Here is a 17,858-nt window from a genome sequence, read left to right on the forward strand (position 1 = left end):
CGTATGACATTGGTGTAGCGGCGTACAGGCCTTTAAGCCTGCTCTTTTGGCCAGGGCCCCTTGCCCCGGGCTTGAAAGCGCGTCACATTACCCGGCTAACTTTCAAGGAACCCGCTATGCCGTTGATTTACTTCCTCGCGCCACTGGCCACGGTGATCATCTGGTCGGGCAACATGACCATCAACCAGCTCACCGTCGGCACCATCGCCCCGAGCAGTATCGCCTTTCTGCGCTGGCTGCTGGCACTTCTGGTCATGACCCCGTTCGTACTGCCCGCCGCGCTCAGACACCTGCCGGAAATCAAGCGTCACTGGCTTGAACTGGCCGTGCTGGGATTACTGGGCATGGGGCTCTGGCAGGGGCTGGCCTACGTGGCCGCCGAGACGACGACAGCCACCAACATGGGGATCCTGGCGGCCATGGTACCGCTTCTGACCGTGCTGTTGAGCGCTCTGATTCTGCGCGAGCCGCCGACCACCGGCGGCGTGGCCGGCGGGCTTCTGGCCTTTGTCGGCGTGAGCGTACTGCTTGGCCAGGGCAACCCGCTGTCGCTGTTGAAGCTCGAAGTAGCGTTTGGCGATGCGCTGATGGTGATTGCCGCGACCTGCTACGCCCTTTATGGGGTGATGCTCAAGCGCTGGCCAATGAACCTGCCCCCTTGGGTACTGCTCTACGGCCAGGTCTGCTTTGCAGTACTTTTTCTGCTGCCGCCCTATTTACTGGGCCCGATGACGCCGGTCGACGGCCAGAACCTGGGGTTGATTCTCTATGCCGGCATCCCGGCCTCGATCATTACCACGTTTTTATGGATGCGCGCAGTGCGCCAGATCGGTGCCAACCAGTCGAGTATCTTCATCAATCTGATGCCGCTGTTCAGCGCGCTGATCGCCATGGCCTTTCTGGGGGAGCGCATAGCGGCCTTTCATCTGTTCGGCGGCGTGTTGATCCTGGCCGGCGTCATCATGGCACAGACTCTGACGCGCCCGCTGGTGGGTACGCAAGGCAGAAAAGCCCGCAGTACCCAGCAGTGATACAATGGCCCAACGTCCTTTTTACGGTGAGTATTTAATACTATGTCTCTAGAAGAGCTGCACCTTAATCTTCGCAACCTGACAAGCGATGACTACGACCAGCTGAAGACGCTGATGGACGCGGTCTATCACGATATCGGTGGTGCCTGGCCCCGGCACACCATCGACAAGCTGATCCAGGCGTTTCCCGACGGCCAGATTGCGATCGAGGATGACGGCATTCTGGTGGGCGTGGCGCTTACCGTGCAGGTGGATTACGACGAATTCTCCAACCCCCATCGTTACGATGACCTGATCGGCCATCGCGAAGTCATCCGCAATGACGAAGAGGGTGACGCGATGTATGGGCTGGATGTGCTGATTCATCCGGACTACCGCGGCTACCGGCTGGGCCGGCGCCTGTACGAGGCGCGCAAGGAGCTTTGCCGCTCGCACAACCTGCGCGCGATTCTCGCCGGCGGACGTATTCCCGAATATCACCAGCACGCCGAGGCCCTGACCCCAGCGCAGTACATCGACAAGGTCTCGCGCAAGGAGATCTACGACCCGATCCTGTCCTTCCAGCTGGCCAATGATTTTCAGGTCAAGCGTCTTCTACGCAAGTACCTGCCGGAAGACGAACAGTCGCGCGGCTACGCCACCCTTCTGGAGTGGAACAACATTCTGTTCGAGCCCGCCGAAAGCGTGCTGGAAACACGCCCCACCCAGGTACGCGTAGGGGCGGTACAGTGGCAGATGCGTGAATTCTCCTCGGTAGAGGCGGCGCTCAAGCAGATCGAGTACTTCGTCGATGCACTGTCCGACTACCAAAGTGACTTTGCCGTCTTTCCCGAGCTTTTCACCACGCCGCTGATGGGGCTTCAGGACCGCGCGGCCCAGCAGGATCAGATGGCGGCGATCCGCTTTCTGGCAAGCTTTACCGAGCGCTTCAAAAGCGAGCTTTCGCGCATGGCGGTCTCCTACAACATCAACATTGTAGGCGGCTCGATGATCGAGGAAGGCGAAGACGGCAAGCTCTACAATATCGCCTACCTGTTCCACCGCGACGGCGAAATCGACCGCCAGGCGAAGCTGCACATCACACCCCAGGAGCGCCGCGACTGGGTGATCGAGGGCGGCGACAATCTGCAGGTGTTCGACACCGATGCCGGGCGCGTGGGTATCCTGATCTGCTACGACGTGGAGTTTCCCGAGCTTGGCCGGCTGCTGGCCGACCAGGACATGGATATTCTGTTCGTGCCCTTCTGGACCGACACCAAGAACGGCTACCTGCGCGTGCGCCACTGCGGCCAGGCCCGGGCCATCGAAAACGAGTGCTACGTGGTGCTGTGCGGAAGTGTGGGCAACCTGCCCTCCATCGAGAACCTGGATATCCAGTACGCCCAGTCGGCGGTGTTCACCCCCTCCGATTTCGCCTTCCCCCACGATGCGGTGCTGGCAGAAACCACGCCCAATACCGAAATGATCTTCTTCTCGGACCTGGACCTGACCCGCCTGACGGTGGTGCGCGCCGAGGGTTCGGTGACCAACATGAAGGATCGTCGCAAGGATCTGTTCGACCTGCGCTGGCGCGACTGGTCCTGGAAATCCGGCGCGAATCTGGATGATTGAGTTCGTGTGAGATGCGAGATGTGAACGGCAAAGCGCCGCCCGGTTGGGCGGCGCTTTCTTCGCTGGGCGTACTCCTCGCTCTTTCTTTTCTCACTCTTTCTTTGCTCACCCCTTCCCCTCACTCCTCGTCACTTACTCTTCCGGCCACACCAGATGACGCGGCACCCGCCCCTTTTCATCAAAAGCCACGCCTTCAGCACGCAGCTTTTCGTGCTGGCGCGCCGCGCCGCCGTGGTCGGCAAGCTTGAGGCCTGCCGAGATCACCCGGTGCCAGGGAAGCTCGTGCCCGTCGGGCAAGTGGCGCATGGCGGAACCCACCGAGCGTGCCGTGGCGCCCTCGGTCATGGCCGCAATACGTCCGTAGGTGGTCACCCGCCCTTCGGGGATCTGCGCGACGATGGTGTATATCTGCTCTAAAAGCGCCGGTCGCACTGTTATACCTCTTGCATGGGTTCATGGGGCCGCATGACACGGTCGTCTTCAATCCCGCTCAGGCCACGCCTTGGGGTCTACCTTGTTGACGAGCTTGGGAAACTGGCTGGGTCTGAACACCGGCTCCTGGCCCGCCTTGAGCTGGGCTTCGTAGTCGCGGAAAAGCGCAAAGGCGACGGGTGAAAGCATCAAGATCGCGATCAGATTGATGATGGCCATCATGCCCATGGAAAGATCGGCGAAGTTCCAGATGGCGTCCAGGCTGGCAACGGAGCCCACCATGATCATGCCAAGCACCGCTAAGCGGAAGATGAACACCGCCACGGGGGCGCGCCGACCGGCCAGGTATTCGATATTGGATTCACCATAGGAGTAGTTGGCAATCACCGAGGTAAACGCAAACAGCAAGATGCCCACGGCGATGAACATGCTGCCCCACTCGCCTACATGACTTGAAAGCGCCATCTGGGTCAGTTGGATGCCGTTATTTTCATCACCTGACAAAAGCTCGGGGCCGGCCATGATGATGATCGCGGCGGTCGCGGTGCAGATCACCAGCGTATCCAGAAACACCCCAAGCATCTGGATAAAGCCCTGGGCAGCCGGGTGGTCCGGACGCGTGCTGGCGGTGGCGGCGGCGTTGGGCGCCGACCCCATGCCCGCCTCGTTGGAGAAGAGCCCGCGCTGGATACCGTTCATGATCGCTTGCGAAATCGCGTAGCCGGCTACACCGCCTGCCGCCTGCTCGACGCCGAAGGCGCTTTTGATGATGGTCATGAACACCGCCGGAAGATCCGTTGCGTTCAGCGCCACGACCACCAGTGCCAGGATCAAGTAGAGCAGCGCCATCAGCGGCACCACCAGCTCGGCCACCTTGGCGATGGACTTGAGCCCGCCGAAGATAATGGGAGTGACGATCACCACCAGCACCACGCCCATGATCCAGGTGGGAATGTCGAAGGCCTGTTCCATGGCCTGGGCAATGGAATTGGCCTGTACGCTGTTGAACGCCAGGCCGAAAGCGATGATCAGGCAGATCGAAAACAGGACCGCCATCCAGCGAAGCCCCAGCCCGTGCTCGATATAGCGCGCCGGCCCGCCCCGAAAGGAATTATCGCCGTGGTCGGTCTTGTAGGCCTGGGCCAGGGTGGATTCGATAAAGCTGGTGGCCATGCCGACCATGGCGGTCATCCACATCCAGAAGATCGCCCCGGGGCCACCGTAGTAGATGGCTACCGCCACACCGGCAAGATTGCCCGTGCCGACTCGCGCCGCCAGGCTGGTGGACAGCGCCTGAAAAGAGGAAATGCCGCCATCGGCCTGACGGGAGTTTTTCAACAGCTTGAACATATGGCCAAAATAGCGCACCTGAATGCCGCCGGTACGAAGGGTGAAGTAGAGCCCGGCGCCGATCAGCAGATAGATCAGCACGCTGCCCCACAACAGGCCGTTGCCGCGATCAACCAGCGCGGTAAACAGCGGCGGAAGGGAAAAATCCATAAACGTGCACCTTTTTATGACATATGAGCCGGCTCATTCTTCACGCTCGCACCGAAATGGCAAGTAAATTGCGTGATTCGATCGAACGCAGGCGATATCGAGTCAGTTACGCCGTCATGCAAGACAGCCTGAAAAGCTTGATTCACGTCAAGCGCCGGCACCTGTTCGGGACCTAGGGTCGACCTTTGGCGCTTCGCTGACTATCTTGAGCAGACTTGCCGTGCTGGCGCGGATCTTGTCTGCAAGCCGCCCGCACGGATCAACGTGTCACGTTCAGGAGAGTTTATGACCCCCCATCCTCTTACCAAGGCTTTATCACTGCTGGCGCTTGGCGCTGCGGCAACCGCGGCTCCTGCGGCCTTCAGCGATGACGAAACACTGGATTTCGGCGTCCCCGCCTGGCCTGGCATCACGGTTAAAACCGAAATCGCCGAGCAGCTCTTGAACCCGTTGGGCTATGACACCCGCGCACAGCAGATCGGCCTTCAGGTGATCTATCAGGGCATTGAAAGCGGTGATATCGACGTGTTTCTGGGCGTATGGCTACCCGCCCAGCGGGAGATGTTCAACCCGCGCAAGGAGTCCGGCGTGCTGGTCGATGTGGCCAACAACGTGGACGGCGCCCAGATGACGCTGGCCGTGCCAGAATATACGTATGAAGGCGGTATTCAGAGCTTTTCGGACCTTATCGACAACCACGACATGTTCAACGGTGAGATTCTAGGCTTTGGCGCGGGCTCTGCCGCCAGCGAGATTTTACAAGAGGCGATCGATAACGACGAACGGGGCCTTGGCGACTGGCGCCTGCGGGATACCAGCGAAGTCGGCATGCTCAGCGCCGCCCAGGCTGCGATCTCCCGGGAGGAGCCGGTGGTATGGGTCGGCTGGACGCCCCACTGGATGAACCTCGAGTTGCCCATGCGCTACCTGGACGACCCGGAGAACCTGTTCGGCGAGAACAACGGCGAAAGCGATGTGCTGACGGTACTTCGCAGCGACTACGCCGACGCCCACCCGAACGTGGTGACCTTCTTCGAACAGTTCACCTTCAGCGCCGAGGAGCAGAGCTGGATGATTCAGGCGTTTGGTCAAAAAGAGCGGGATCTGGCCGAAGTGGCACAACAGTGGATCAACGAACATCCCGAGCGTGTGGAAGCGATGCTGGCGGATGTCACCACTGTGGAGGGTGAGCCTGCCTGGCCTGTCATCGAAGCACGCCTGGACTAGCTTCATCTTCAGTCGCATCTTCAACCCACCGGCCGGCTAGCGTATGCTGACGCTCCTTTTTGACGGCTGGTGGTGAACGGGATGTCACGCACGCTCTTGAAAGGCCTTGGCCTGTTGGCGGTACTCATCGCGCTGGCGCTTGTCTGGCGGTGGCTTGAACATTCGGGGTTCATGACGGCCGAACGCCTGAACGAGACCATCGATTACGTCAGCCAGTGGCAGCGTGCTCCGTGGATGTTCGCCGCAGTGATCGTGGTGTACAACGCGCTGCTGCTGATCATGTTCCCGTTGACGCTATTGGTCGTGGCCACTGGGCTGCTGTTCGGCCCGGCCTGGGGGCTTGTCTACGCCACGCTTGGCACCCTGAGCTTTTCGGTCCTCTCTTACTGGCTGGGTCATTGGCTGGGGCGCGATGTGCTGATGGATTACGGCGGCCGCCACTTGCGTGGACTTTCGGGGTATCTCTCCAAGCGTGGCATTCGCACCATGATCGTGATCAACGTCCTGCCGCTTGCGCCTTTTACCCTCACCAACATGCTGGCGGGGGCCTTCCACCTACGCTTTCGCGATTACATGATCGGCTCGACCGTCGGCATCGTGCCCGGGCTTGCCGCGGTGATCCTGCTGGGCAGCCAGCTGGGCGCGCTGCTGACCGCCGCCAGCTACCAGGAAGTGTTGATGGCGCTGGGCGGGCTGGCTCTGGGCGCGGCGCTGCTGCTGGGGTTGAAGCGCTATGCCGACGTACGCCGCACCCGCAAGGCTCAGCGCGGTAAAGAGTGATGCTTGGCCAGCACTTCAGCGTAGAAATGGGTAACGGCTTCGGCGAACCGGGCAACGTCGTAGTCGCCGGCGAAGGCCTGGGCCTGCTCGCCCAGGGTGGCGCGTAGCGCATCGTTGCCGCTGAGTTCCAGTACCCGTTGCCCCCACACCTGACGATTCTGCGGCGTCTTGTAACCGTTGAAGCCATCGCGCACCACGTCGTCGATTCCGCTTGAGCGCACCGCCACCACGGGAAGCCCTGCCGCCATCGCCTCCAGAATCACCATGCCCTGGGTTTCCGAGGTGGACGCGAAGACGAACAGATCGCCCAGATGGTAATAACTCGCCATTTCCTCCGGCGCCACCGCCCCGACCAGCGTCACCTCCTCAAAAAGCGAGAGCGCCTCGATACGCGCCTGAAGGGTGTGACGGTCGGGCCCATCGCCAATCAGCAGCAGACGAAACCCGCCATGGCCCTGCTGCTTGAGTTCGGCAAGCGCTTCCAGCATGAAGCCGATGTTCTTCTCCTGGCTGATACGCGAGACGCTGACCAGCACCCGTTCGTCCGGGCGAATCCCCAGACGCTCCTTGAGCGCACTGATGTCGTCTGGCTGCGCTTTCGTGTAACGGGCGGTATCGATGCCCGTGGGCTGCACCAGCGTAGGCGTTTTCACCCCGATCATGCGCAGGTACTCCTCCGCCGAATAGGTCGGCACGATGACGCCATCACAGCGGTTGGAGAAGCGCTTGATCAGATAGTGCGAGATCAGGTTACGAAACAGCGCCCCGGGAAGCGGTACGAAATGGGCGTAGTGCTCCAGGCGGGTGTGATAGGTATATATCACCGGAACGTTTAACCGCCGCCCTACCCAAAGCCCCATCGACCCCAGCCAGAACGGGTGATGAACATGGATCACATCCGGCCTGAAAGCGCGAAGACATTCGCGAAAGCGGCGGTCAAGGGGATTGGTCAGACGAAATTCCTGCTTTTCGCCAAACGCGACCAGGGTGGGTACGCGTGCCACGTTCTCGTCATCCGGCCAGGGCTCCCGGTAACGCGGCACCAGTAGCTGCACACGGTGCCCAAGCCCCGCCAGGCCGTTGCGCAAGCGTTCAACCGACACCGATACGCCGGAGACGAAGGGGAAGTAATTATTCGACACCATCGCCACACGCAAGGGCCCGGCCAGATACGGCGTCGGGTCAAGATCGAAATTCGGGTAGTAGTCGCGCTCTTCAAAGATCAGTTTATAAAGACGCATCGCCAGCAGCGTCAACAGAGCGACGATCAGCAAGAAGCGCGGGTAGCTGACGTAGAAAAACGCGTAGACGGTGGAGGCGATACTGCCCAAAAGGCGCCACCAGCCCGGCTGGTCCACGTTCAAGCGAATCGGCGTGATAGTCACGGCTTCACCGTCCACCGTCACGACCACATAGTGATGAAAACTGCTTTGCGTATTCATCAGAATGCCGCCTGCGCCCCCGGTGGTGACGTAATCCACGCCGTTGAGAGTCTGATGGGAGTAAAGCGACAGATTGGCCGAGAAGACGGTATCCACCTGGTAGCGCTCGGCCAGACGCTGAATGCCTTCGCTGAGACGGATATCGTTTAGATAGTTGTCGGCTTCGAACAGCGGCGCTTCGCTGATCACGTTGTGAAGCGGCAATCCCACAAACACGAAACGGTGATCGACACTGGAGGCCGAAAGCTCGCGCTCCAGCCAGTCAAGCTGCCACGAAGTAGAGGATTTACCCGTACCGTCCAGAAAAATGAAATGGCTGTTGCCGGCCACGAAGGCGTAGAAATGCGGGCCAAGATATTCATAGAACAGGGTACTGCCAAAATCGCTGTTTTCGTTATCGCCATAGGTGAGCACATAGGGCATGTCGAGCTGTTCGAGGCTTTGATAGATGGCCCGGTAGCTCTCCTGCTGACCGCTGCTTACCGCGTTGCCCGCCGAGACGAGAAAATCGAGCCCGCTGGCATTCAGCCTGGGAACGATCTCCTTGCGAAAGACGTTCACGGAGTTGTTGATGTTGCCCACCACTGCAAACCGGTAGGCGTCGCGCCCCTCGAGGGAGTTTCGTATGCTTGCCACTTCCAGGGTATGAAGCGATTCAAACTCGGGTTCAGCGGCGTAAAGCCAGATCTGGTGGATGACCAGCATCGCCACCAGGGCCAGGTTGAGCATGAAAGCGAGCCGCAGCCAGCGCTTGCGGGAAACACGAAAAACAGGATGGGCCATGAAGCGCCTAACTGCCGTCAGAAGGATAAAAAGGAGTCGGTCAGATTAACACAGCGGGCCGGCCTGGCCGGATCACACGTTCAAAAAAGCGCTCGCAACATCTCGCAATGCCCTGCCACTGCCTTACTTGCCCTGTAGCGTGATGACGAGCCGCCGCTGGCCGCCGTGGTTACGGTGCTCGCAGAGATAGATTCCTTGCCAGGTGCCCATGTTCAGCCGGCCCCGGGTGACGGGGATCTGCACGCTGGCGCCCAGAAGGCTGCTTTTCAGGTGTGCGGGCATGTCGTCGCTGCCTTCGAAGACGTGCTGGTAGTAAGGTGCATCTTCCGGAACCATCTGGTTGAAATGGCTTTCGAAATCGGTGCGCACCGTGGGATCGGCGTTCTCGTTGATGGTAAGCGACGCCGAGGTATGCTGGATGAACACCTGCAAGAGCCCCGTTTCGACTCGCGGCATGGCCGCCAGCGTCCGCGCCACCTCCTCGGTAATCAAGTGAAAGCCGCGGGGGCGGGGCTTCAGGCTGATCTCCTTTTGCGACCACATAAGGACTCCTTTCGGGTAACGGGGTTGATGGATAAACGCGCCGTGAGCGCACATTTCATATGTACATCGAAACATCGCGGAGTTTTCCGACACCCCGCGTTGGTGAAACGTGGCCGACTCGGCAACAATACGCAAGTCCGCTCACGGCTTGAAAGAGACGCCCATGTCAAAGCAGTGGTTCAAACGCCGTGCGCCTGCGCGGCCCGTCCAGGCCTGGCACCTGGCATGCCGGCACACGCCGATTCTCGCCGCGCTCACACCCTTCGAAGCAGAGCGTCTGGGTGAGCGCGCCTGGCATTTTCTGGCCACCAAACGCCTGACCCTCCATCCGGAACTGACAGATACGCCTTTTACCGCGGCGGAACAGCTGGCCCTGGCGGGCCAGGCGTGCCTGCTCACGCTCGGCTGGAATCAGGCGGAGCACCGCGAGGCGTTTGGCAACGTGCACGAGATCGTCATCCTGCCCGACAGCTTCATGCGCGATGTCGAAGAAATGGACGAATTTGGCGTCGTGCATCGCTTTATCGACGAACGCGCGGGGGAAACCTCTTACCAGGGGCCGGTGGTAGTCACCTACACCGACCTTATGAAAGGCGGCGGCTTTACCGGCTTCAATGTGCTCATCCACGAGCTGGCCCACAAGCTCGACATGGGCAACTCCATGGATATCGACGGTTTTCCACCGCTGCCTCGCTCGCTCTCCTCGTCCCGGTGGCATGCCGTCTTCACCGATGTGTGGAACGACCTCCACCGCTGTATCGAGAAAGGAGTCGAACCGCCCATCGACGACTACGCCGCCAGCCATCCCGGCGAGTGCTTTGCCGTATGCTGCGAGTACTTCTTCAGCGCCCCGCATATCCTCGATAGCGCCTACCCCGCGCTTTATGAGCTGCTCGGCAACTACTTCAACCAGGCCCCATTGCTGCGCGGCCAGGCCCCGCCTTGAGACCTACCTTCCCGGCAGTGGCGGCACGCGCCCGGGCATCTCGCGCTCGAGATAATCGATAAACGCGCGCAGGCGCGCAGGCACGTGACGACGCTGCTCGAAGACCGCGTAAAAATCCGCCCGTACGCCCTGCCACGTGGGCAGCAGCGCAACCAGCGCGCCGCTTTCCAGGTGCGCGTTGACATCCCACCAGGAACGCAGCATGACGCCGTGACCCTCCAGCGCCAGTCGGGTGATCACCTCGGCATCGTTGCTGGCAAGCCGACCACTTGCCTTCACCGACTGTGTCTGCCCGCGCCTTTCGGCGTGCTCGAAGCGCCAGAGGGGAAAATCGGTGTCATTCTCCTGCACCACCAGGCACTGGTGCCGGGCCAGGTCGGCGGGGCGCTCGAGGGGCGCCATGGTATCGATATAGCGCGGGGCCGCACACAGTACCCGGCGGTTGGCCAGAAGGCGCCGAGCCACCAGGCGCGAGTCCGGCGGCTCCCCCACGCGAATACCGATATCAAAGCCGTGATCGGACAGGTTCATGGGAAAATTGGTCAGCTCCAGCCAGCCCTGCACCCCGGAATGGGCATGGCAAAATGCCGAGAGAAGCGGCGCAATATGGGCTCGCCCGAAGCCGAAAGTGGCATTCACCTTCAGTGGACCGTCCAGCGCCTGATCGTCGGTATCGCCCAGTGAGCTCTCAAGCGCCGAAAGCTCCTCCATGATAAGCGTGCCACGTTGCAGGTAACGCTCACCTTCCGGGGTCAACGTCAACCGCCGGGTGGTCCGTGCGGCAAGCGTCACCCCCAGCCGCGCCTCCAGCTGCTTCAGACGCTTGCTCACCGCCGACAGCGAAAGCCCCAGCGAGCGCGCCGTCTCGGTCAGGCTTTTGGCGCGAGCGAGATGCTGAAAAAACGCAAGATCATCAATCGGCGGCATGGATTATCCACTTTCAGGCAATAATGGCTTGCAGTGTAGCCCGATTATATCGTGCGCCAAAGCCGCTACACTTCTGCAAGACCTTTCCAATGACAGGGAGCTTGAAGATGACCCACACCATTGCAGTCATTGCCGGCGACGGTATCGGTACCGAAGTCATGCCCGAAGGCCTCAAGGCATTAGAAGCTGCTGCGAAACGTTTCAGTATCGATCTCGAATTCAAGCATTTCGAGTTCGGCAGCTGCGACTACTACCTGGAACACGGCCAGATGCTGCCGGACGATTGGTTCGAGCAGCTCAAAGGGTTCGATGCACTCTTCTACGGCGCGGTGGGCTGGCCCGAGAAAGTGCCGGACCATATCTCGCTGTGGGGCTCGCTGCTGCAGTTTCGTCGCCGGTTCGATCAGTACATCAACCTGCGCCCCTGCAAGCTGATGCCAGGCATCAAGAGCCCGCTGGCCGGCCGTGAGCCCGGCGATATCGACTTTTACGTGGTGCGCGAAAACACCGAGGGCGAGTACTCGAGCATCGGCGGCAAGATGTTCGAGGGTACCGAGCGCGAGATCGTCGTCCAGGAAACCGTGATGAGCCGTACCGGCGTCGATCGCGTGCTGAAGTACGCCTTTGACCTGGCTCAGACTCGGCCGCGCAAGAAGCTCACCTCGGCCACCAAGTCCAACGGCATCTCCATCACCATGCCCTACTGGGATGAGCGTGTGCTGGAAATGGCCAAACAGTACCCCGAGGTCAGTGTGGATAAATTCCACATCGACATCCTGACCGCGAACTTCGTGCTGCACCCGGACTGGTTCGACGTGGTGGTAGGCAGCAACCTCTTCGGCGATATTCTTTCGGACCTGGGCCCTGCCTGCACCGGCACCATCGGCATCGCGCCGTCGGCCAACATCAACCCGGAAGGCGACTTCCCGAGCCTGTTCGAGCCGGTACACGGCAGCGCCCCGGATATCGCGGGCAAGGGCATCGCCAACCCCATCGGCCAGATCTGGTCCGGGGCGATGATGCTCGAACACCTGGGCCATGTGGATGCCGGCAAGGCGATGGTCGACGCCATCGAGGCGGTACTGGCCGAGGGTGATGGCCAGGTACTGACCCGGGATGTGGGCGGGAACGGAACTACCGAGAGTCTGGGCAAGGCGATTGCCGAGAAAATTGCTCGTTGAAACCGGTCGCGCAGCAATCTGCTGCGCGGCTTTCTAGCGACGTGTGATCAGATGTTCACGCCCCAAGTGATGAATGTCAGTCACCCCCATCAGCGCCATATCGCGCTGGAGCTCTTCGCGAAGTAGCGTCAGCGCATGGCGTACCCCCGCTTCACCGGCGTAGGCGGCAGCGTAGTTCATGGGCCGGCCGATGAACACGAACGATGCCCCCAGGGCGAGCGCCTTGATGACATCGGTGCCCCGGCGAAAGCCGCTGTCCACCATGACCGGGATATCCGTGACCGCGTCTACCACGCCGGGCAACGCCTCGAGCGCGGCAGGACTGTAATCCAGCTGGCGCCCGCCATGGTTGGAGACGATCACCGCATCGCCGCCCAGCGCCTCGACCTTCCGGGCATCCGCCGGATTCAGGATTCCCTTCACGATGAGCTTGCCCGGCCAAAGCGCGCGCACCCGCTCAAGGTATTCCCACTGCAGATGGCTTCGCCCGGAGAAATCGCGGTTGACGTTTTTCGAGAGCACCGCGATGCCGCGGCGGGCGTAGTTGTTCTCGAAGTGCGGCATGCCGTGATGATAAAGCGTGCGAAAGAAGGTGCCGAACAGCCAGCGCGGGCGAATCATGCCATCCCACGCCAGGCGCAGGCTGGGACGAAGCGGCGAGGAGAAACCGCTGCGCCGGTTGTTATCACTATTGGGCGGCACGGGGTAATCAACGGTGATCACCAGATTCTTGAAGCCCGCCTGCTCCACGCGCGCGAGCAGTGCCTCGATCTCCTCGATGGTGCCCGGCAGGTACGCCTGGAACCAGTCCGTCTTCCCGACACGCAGCACCTCTTCCAGTGGAATCAGAGAGCTTCCACTCAAGATCATCGGCAGTTGCTCTTCGGCCGCCGCCCGGGCCTGAACGATATCGCCCCGGTAAGCACTCAGTGCGCTGATACCCATCGGCGCAATACCGAAGGGCGCGCTATAGCGCGTGCCCAGTAGCGTTGTCTCGGTGGAAATGGCAGAGACATCCACCAGCGCACTGGGTAGAAGACCATAGGCATCAAACGCACGCCGGTTGGCCGTGAACGTCTTGCCCTCCTCGGCGCTATTGGCGATATAACCGAACAAGGGCCTGGGTAGATGGCGTCGAGCCAGCGCTTCAAAATCGTGTAAATTACGGGCTTTATCGAGTCGACTCACACCGTTTCCTTTCAAGCGTTAAAGGCGCCAAACGAGCAGACCCCACCGTAAGTGAGGTCTGTTTGTCCTGGCCACTCAAGGGCCAGTTCAACCACATAAAGGCTATTACAGGGTAATGCCTCAACGCCTGCAGGCAATTAGCCCATGGTCTCAGCGGGCCAGCTTCGCGGTCACCTCAGCCACCATTTTGCCCTGAAAACGCGCCAGCTTGAGCTCGCGCTCACTGGGCTGGCGGGAGCCATCGCCGCCAGCAAGAGTCGCCGCGCCGTAAGGGTTGCCGCCACTGACTTCTGAAATATCGAACTGCTCGTCGATACCGTAACCGATGGGCACGATCACCATGCCGTGGTGGGCTAGCGTCGTCCAGGTGGAGGTCACGGTCATTTCTTCACCGCCGCCGGTACCGGTAGAGGTAAAGACGCTAGCGACCTTACCCCGCAGCGAGCCGTTGGCCCACAGGCCGCCGGTCTGGTCGAAGAAGGTGCGCATCTGGCCGGACATGTTCCCAAAACGTGTGGGGGTGCCAACGATGATGCCATCATAGTCGGCGAGTTCGCCAGGGCTTGCCTCCGGAGTAGTAAAGTCCTGCTTGCCGCCAGCATTGTTGTAAGCCTCCTTCGGCATGGTTTCAGGCACGCGTTTCACGCTCACCTCGACGCCCTCCACTTCCTTGGCACCTTCCGCCACGGCGGCGGCAAGCGTATCGACATGTCCGTACATGGAATAGTAAAGCACCAGTAACTTCGCCATTGAGACCTCTTCTTGATTGCGTGACTTGTGAAACCTGTCCAATAACACAGATCAATAAATGTGCGCCTTTTCAACATAGACTAATTTAAAGTAGTGCCACGGCATTTTCGTGACACCCCGTGCTGCCAACGCTATTGATGCCTTGCGCTTTTCAGGGTTGGGCACTAATTTTTAACCCCTACCTCGTGCATATATCCAAGGATTCAGGGATGACGATTTTCGAAGCGCTACGTAAAGATCACGATATCCAGCGCGACCTGCTCGCCCGCTTGATCGAAACTCATGGCGACAGCGAAGAGCGCGATACGCTCTACAAGCAGGTCAAGCATGAGTTGCAGTACCACGCCGCTGCCGAAGAGCGGGCGTTCTACATCCCGCTGATGGAAATGGATCTCACCCAGGAAAAGGCTCGCCACAGCGTGGCCGAGCATCATGAGATCGATGAATTGATCGAGCTTCTGGACGAAACCGACTACAGCGCCAGCAACTGGCTGGTACACGCCAAGGAACTGCAGCACCTGGTCACCCATCACCTGGATGAAGAAGAGCAGGAAGTGTTTCAACTGGCCGGCCGTGGCCTGCCGGAGAACCAGAAGACATCGCTGGCCGGCGAGTATCAGGAGGAAATGGAGCGTCAGCGCGCCGAGTAACACCGTCTTCCAATCAAGAAAGCGTCTGGCCCGATAGCGGGTCAGACGCTTTTTTTTACAGGTATTTATATGTAAGCCTGCTTGATTTATAGCCCGGCGACGTCGCCTTTGTGATGGGCATACCGGCGTGATAAACAGGAATGCTCTGATACTCCAACCAGACGGAGAGCGATGCATGCTTAGCCAGTGGCTTGACTGGACGCTTGAAAACAAGGTGCCTTCGACGCGCGACGGAGCATTCGCCAGCGGGCGCTATCACCTTCATGCGCCGGGCATTTTGGAGCTGACCCCTGAAACCGCAGACGATCATACCCACGCCTGCATTTTCTCCGCCGCCATTCACGGCAACGAAACCGCGCCGATAGAACTGCTGGGCCAGTGGCTTTGTGCGCTGGAGGCGGGCACCGCTCGCTTGGGCGCACCGGTGCTGGTCATTCTGGGCAACATCCCCGCGATCAAGGCGCAGACCCGCTTTGTGGACACCAACCTGAACCGGCTTTTCCAACGCGATTTATCATTGCAAGGCCCGGAGCCCGACCGCGCGCGGGCGTTGATGGATGAAGTGGATCGCTTTTTCCAGCGTCACGACCCCCGCCCCCGGCTTCACTACGATTTACATACCGCGATTCGTAAAAGCCTCTACCCGCGCTTTGTCGTAGAGCCCTTCAGCGAGACCCCCACTCTCGACCCACAGTGGGCGTGGCTGGCCGGCGCGGGCATGCAGGCGGTGCTGCATCAGCACCAGCACAGTTTCACGTTTTCCCACTACAGCAGACACTACCATCAGGCCCAGGCGTTCACGTTCGAGCTGGGGCAGGTGGCGCCTTTTGGACAGAACGACCTGACCCCGCTCATACCCATGTTGAGATTGATTAGCGCGCTTGGCGCGGGCGAAGAGCCATCCTCTGCGGCGGGTAACCCTCTCCAGTTCTTTGAAGTCAAGCACGAGCTGCTTCGCCAATCCGAAGATTTCACGTTCGGCTTTGACAGTGACGTGGCGAACTTTACCCGCTTCGAGCCGGGTGCCTGTCTGGCCAAAGACGCCCAAGCCGGTGACTTTATCGTTGACGACGAGCCGCTTCACGTGGTGTTTCCCAACGCCAACGTGGAAATCGGCGCCAGGGCCGCGCTGCTGGTAGCGCCCAAGGAAGCTGAGGCACGAGGCGTTTAAAAGCCGTACAATGGCGTTTTGCAACAATAACAAGCAAGGGGCGGGGTTTTTCGAGGATTAATCAGACCGATAGGCTGACTTAATCACACAAGAACGAGCGCATTGGGCAGAAGGCCTGATAGAATCGCCCCTTTTTTCGCGCCAGCCGCAATCAAGCGTGTGTCTTACACCGGTTGCTTGTGCGGCAACCCTGTTCTGGAGCCTCGTTATGGCCGTAACGCCTACGCCCCTTGAAGTGCGCAATATAAAAAAGCGCTTTGGGGATACTGAAGTTCTCAAAGGCCTCTCGCTCGAAGCCCATAAAGGAGATGTGATTACCCTTATCGGCGCTTCGGGGTCGGGCAAGAGCACGTTCTTACGCTGCATGAACCTGCTGGAGCAGCCTGACGAAGGCGAGCTGATCGTTCACGGCGAGCCGGTACGCTTCAAGATGACCCGTCACGGCCGGGAGCCCGCGGATAAAAAGCAGGTCGTCGCCATGCGGGCCAAGCTTTCCATGGTCTTTCAAGGCTTCAACCTGTGGGCCCACATGACGCTTCTGGAAAATGTCATCGAAGCGCCGGTACACGTGCTGGGCCAATCCAGAAAAGAAGCCACCGAACACGCCTATGCGTTGCTTGAACGCGTGGGGTTGACCGCACGCGCCAACGCCTATCCGGCGCAGATGTCCGGCGGCCAGCAACAGCGTGGCGCCATCGCACGCGCCCTGGCCATGAACCCTGAAGTGATGCTGTTCGATGAGCCCACCTCGGCGCTCGACCCTGAGCTTGTCGGCGATGTGTTGAAGGTCATGCGTGATCTGGCCAAAGAGGGTCGTACCATGGTGGTGGTCACTCACGAGATGGGCTTTGCCCGGGACGTTTCAAGCAAGGTGATCTACCTGCATCAGGGTCTGGTCGAAGAGTCCGGAACGCCTGACGAGGTGCTCAACAATCCGCGCTCTGCCCGGCTACAGCAGTTTCTGGCTCCCAAATACTGATCGCGAGGCACTCCATGCTGGACTTGCAAGGCTATGGCCCGCGTCTCATCGAAGGGGCTGGCGTCACCATACAACTGGCGGTTCTATCGCTTATTCTTGCCATCGCGCTTGGCTTGCTCACCGCCACTGCCAAGATGTCGCGCCACTGGCTTTTTCATCGCGTGGCAACGCTCTATACCACGGTGATTCGCGGTGTGCCGGATCTGGTGCTGATGATGCTGCTCTTTTTCGGCGGCCAGATCGGTGTCAACGCCATCAGTGATCTGCTTTATGATCATTTCGATATCGATATCTACATCAACTTCAACGCCTTCGCCGCCGGCGTGCTGACCATCGGATTCATCTTCGGGGCCTATATGGGCGAAACCTTCCGAGGCGCCTTCATGGCGGTGGATGAGGGACAGATCGAGGCCGGCAAGGCCTACGGCATGAGCAACGCTTTGCTGTTTCGTCGCGTGCGTTTTCCGCAGATGATGCGCCACGCCCTCCCGGGGCTTTCCAATAACTGGATGGTGCTTTTAAAAACCACCGCACTGGTCTCGGTGATCGGGTTGACCGACATGGTGCGCGTGGCCGCCGAGGCCTCGCGCGCCACCCATGAACCCTTCGTGTTCCTGCTGCCGGTGGCGGCGGTCTACCTGCTGATTGCAAGCGTTTCCGAGTGGATATTCGCGCAGTTGCAAAAGCGCTACAACATCGGCTTCGGGGGGCAGTAGC

General features: G+C 60.0%; 17 protein-coding genes. 10 read left to right on the forward strand and 7 right to left on the reverse strand.

Going from position 1 to position 17,858, the window contains the following annotated elements:
* Positions 1-116 precede the first annotated feature (116 nt).
* Both ACWF8S_RS11800 and ACWF8S_RS11805 read left to right on the forward strand, forming a co-directional pair.
* Complete coding sequence (locus ACWF8S_RS11800; protein ID WP_447553510.1) at positions 117-1,031, forward strand: DMT family transporter; 915 nt, start codon at positions 117-119, stop codon at positions 1,029-1,031.
* A gap of 42 nt (positions 1,032-1,073) precedes the next feature.
* Entirely contained in the window at positions 1,074-2,642 is a 1,569-nt protein-coding gene (locus tag ACWF8S_RS11805) for a GNAT family N-acetyltransferase (protein ID WP_447553511.1), read from the forward strand.
* Between the two features lie 132 nt (positions 2,643-2,774).
* On the opposite strand, the gene ACWF8S_RS11810 is transcribed toward ACWF8S_RS11805, so the two are convergent.
* Together ACWF8S_RS11810 and ACWF8S_RS11815 are read right to left on the reverse strand one after the other, a co-directional pair.
* A complete protein-coding gene (locus ACWF8S_RS11810; RefSeq protein WP_447553512.1) occupies positions 2,775-3,074 on the reverse strand; it encodes an MGMT family protein in 300 nt (99 codons plus the stop codon).
* 48 nt (positions 3,075-3,122) lie between these two features.
* Complete coding sequence (locus tag ACWF8S_RS11815; RefSeq protein ID WP_447553513.1) at positions 3,123-4,574, reverse strand: alanine/glycine:cation symporter family protein; 1,452 nt, start codon at positions 4,572-4,574, stop codon at positions 3,123-3,125.
* A 285-nt stretch (positions 4,575-4,859) separates the two neighbouring features.
* Between ACWF8S_RS11815 and ACWF8S_RS11820 the strand changes: the two genes are divergently transcribed.
* Together ACWF8S_RS11820 and ACWF8S_RS11825 are read left to right on the forward strand one after the other, a co-directional pair.
* Positions 4,860-5,801 (forward strand): ABC transporter substrate-binding protein, encoded by a 942-nt coding sequence (locus ACWF8S_RS11820; protein ID WP_447553514.1) that lies wholly within the window; start codon positions 4,860-4,862, stop codon positions 5,799-5,801.
* Between the two features lie 81 nt (positions 5,802-5,882).
* Positions 5,883-6,581, forward strand: a complete 699-nt coding sequence (locus ACWF8S_RS11825) for a TVP38/TMEM64 family protein (RefSeq protein ID WP_447553515.1) — start codon at positions 5,883-5,885, stop codon at positions 6,579-6,581.
* On the opposite strand, the gene ACWF8S_RS11830 is transcribed toward ACWF8S_RS11825, so the two are convergent.
* The gene (locus ACWF8S_RS11830; RefSeq protein ID WP_447553516.1) at positions 6,563-8,806 is read right to left on the reverse strand and encodes a glycosyltransferase; all 2,244 of its coding nucleotides are present in this window, start codon (positions 8,804-8,806) and stop codon (positions 6,563-6,565) included. The genes ACWF8S_RS11825 and ACWF8S_RS11830 overlap by 19 nt on opposite strands.
* Before the next feature lie 123 nt (positions 8,807-8,929).
* Positions 8,930-9,349 (reverse strand): secondary thiamine-phosphate synthase enzyme YjbQ, encoded by a 420-nt coding sequence (locus ACWF8S_RS11835; RefSeq protein WP_447553517.1) that lies wholly within the window; start codon positions 9,347-9,349, stop codon positions 8,930-8,932.
* A 163-nt stretch (positions 9,350-9,512) separates the two neighbouring features.
* Here ACWF8S_RS11835 and ACWF8S_RS11840 point away from each other — a divergent pair, with 163 nt between their 5' ends.
* Positions 9,513-10,295 (forward strand): M90 family metallopeptidase, encoded by a 783-nt coding sequence (locus ACWF8S_RS11840; RefSeq protein WP_447553518.1) that lies wholly within the window; start codon positions 9,513-9,515, stop codon positions 10,293-10,295.
* Between the two features lie 3 nt (positions 10,296-10,298).
* On the opposite strand, the gene ACWF8S_RS11845 is transcribed toward ACWF8S_RS11840, so the two are convergent.
* Positions 10,299-11,222, reverse strand: a complete 924-nt coding sequence (locus ACWF8S_RS11845) for a LysR family transcriptional regulator (RefSeq protein WP_447553519.1) — start codon at positions 11,220-11,222, stop codon at positions 10,299-10,301.
* A 107-nt stretch (positions 11,223-11,329) separates the two neighbouring features.
* On the opposite strand from ACWF8S_RS11845, the gene ACWF8S_RS11850 reads away from it, so the two are divergent.
* Positions 11,330-12,403 carry a tartrate dehydrogenase gene (locus ACWF8S_RS11850; protein ID WP_447553520.1) on the forward strand — a complete coding sequence of 358 codons (1,074 nt, stop codon included), beginning with the start codon at positions 11,330-11,332 and terminating at the stop codon, positions 12,401-12,403.
* Between the two features lie 33 nt (positions 12,404-12,436).
* Here the strand turns inward: ACWF8S_RS11850 and ACWF8S_RS11855 are convergent, their stop codons facing one another.
* Together ACWF8S_RS11855 and wrbA are read right to left on the reverse strand one after the other, a co-directional pair.
* Positions 12,437-13,591 carry an alpha-hydroxy acid oxidase gene (locus tag ACWF8S_RS11855; protein WP_447553521.1) on the reverse strand — a complete coding sequence of 385 codons (1,155 nt, stop codon included), beginning with the start codon at positions 13,589-13,591 and terminating at the stop codon, positions 12,437-12,439.
* A gap of 150 nt (positions 13,592-13,741) precedes the next feature.
* Positions 13,742-14,341 carry an NAD(P)H:quinone oxidoreductase gene (wrbA, locus tag ACWF8S_RS11860; protein WP_447553522.1) on the reverse strand — a complete coding sequence of 200 codons (600 nt, stop codon included), beginning with the start codon at positions 14,339-14,341 and terminating at the stop codon, positions 13,742-13,744.
* 209 nt (positions 14,342-14,550) lie between these two features.
* Here wrbA and ACWF8S_RS11865 point away from each other — a divergent pair, with 209 nt between their 5' ends.
* From ACWF8S_RS11865 to ACWF8S_RS11880, 4 genes are all read left to right on the forward strand, one after another.
* Positions 14,551-14,991 carry a hemerythrin domain-containing protein gene (locus ACWF8S_RS11865; protein WP_447553523.1) on the forward strand — a complete coding sequence of 147 codons (441 nt, stop codon included), beginning with the start codon at positions 14,551-14,553 and terminating at the stop codon, positions 14,989-14,991.
* A 175-nt stretch (positions 14,992-15,166) separates the two neighbouring features.
* Entirely contained in the window at positions 15,167-16,162 is a 996-nt protein-coding gene (locus ACWF8S_RS11870) for a succinylglutamate desuccinylase (RefSeq protein WP_447553524.1), read from the forward strand.
* Between the two features lie 208 nt (positions 16,163-16,370).
* A complete protein-coding gene (locus ACWF8S_RS11875; protein ID WP_447553525.1) occupies positions 16,371-17,141 on the forward strand; it encodes an ABC transporter ATP-binding protein in 771 nt (256 codons plus the stop codon).
* Between the two features lie 14 nt (positions 17,142-17,155).
* Positions 17,156-17,857 (forward strand): ABC transporter permease, encoded by a 702-nt coding sequence (locus tag ACWF8S_RS11880; RefSeq protein ID WP_447553526.1) that lies wholly within the window; start codon positions 17,156-17,158, stop codon positions 17,855-17,857.
* Position 17,858 lies beyond the last annotated feature (1 nt).

The sequence above is a fragment of the Vreelandella xerophytica genome (assembly GCF_968048975.1).

Coding starts and splice junctions, on each gene's coding strand:
- ACWF8S_RS11805 (WP_447553511.1), top strand. CDS start 1,074: ATGTCTCTAGAAGAGCTGCACCTTAATCTTCGCAACCTGACAAGCGAT.
- ACWF8S_RS11870 (WP_447553524.1), top strand. CDS start 15,167: ATGCTTAGCCAGTGGCTTGACTGGACGCTTGAAAACAAGGTGCCTTCG.
- ACWF8S_RS11880 (WP_447553526.1), top strand. CDS start 17,156: ATGCTGGACTTGCAAGGCTATGGCCCGCGTCTCATCGAAGGGGCTGGC.
- ACWF8S_RS11815 (WP_447553513.1), bottom strand. CDS start 4,574: ATGGATTTTTCCCTTCCGCCGCTGTTTACCGCGCTGGTTGATCGCGGC.
- wrbA (WP_447553522.1), bottom strand. CDS start 14,341: ATGGCGAAGTTACTGGTGCTTTACTATTCCATGTACGGACATGTCGAT.
- ACWF8S_RS11840 (WP_447553518.1), top strand. CDS start 9,513: ATGTCAAAGCAGTGGTTCAAACGCCGTGCGCCTGCGCGGCCCGTCCAG.
- ACWF8S_RS11850 (WP_447553520.1), top strand. CDS start 11,330: ATGACCCACACCATTGCAGTCATTGCCGGCGACGGTATCGGTACCGAA.
- ACWF8S_RS11835 (WP_447553517.1), bottom strand. CDS start 9,349: ATGTGGTCGCAAAAGGAGATCAGCCTGAAGCCCCGCCCCCGCGGCTTT.
- ACWF8S_RS11845 (WP_447553519.1), bottom strand. CDS start 11,222: ATGCCGCCGATTGATGATCTTGCGTTTTTTCAGCATCTCGCTCGCGCC.
- ACWF8S_RS11800 (WP_447553510.1), top strand. CDS start 117: ATGCCGTTGATTTACTTCCTCGCGCCACTGGCCACGGTGATCATCTGG.
- ACWF8S_RS11875 (WP_447553525.1), top strand. CDS start 16,371: ATGGCCGTAACGCCTACGCCCCTTGAAGTGCGCAATATAAAAAAGCGC.
- ACWF8S_RS11865 (WP_447553523.1), top strand. CDS start 14,551: ATGACGATTTTCGAAGCGCTACGTAAAGATCACGATATCCAGCGCGAC.
- ACWF8S_RS11825 (WP_447553515.1), top strand. CDS start 5,883: ATGTCACGCACGCTCTTGAAAGGCCTTGGCCTGTTGGCGGTACTCATC.
- ACWF8S_RS11830 (WP_447553516.1), bottom strand. CDS start 8,806: ATGGCCCATCCTGTTTTTCGTGTTTCCCGCAAGCGCTGGCTGCGGCTC.
- ACWF8S_RS11820 (WP_447553514.1), top strand. CDS start 4,860: ATGACCCCCCATCCTCTTACCAAGGCTTTATCACTGCTGGCGCTTGGC.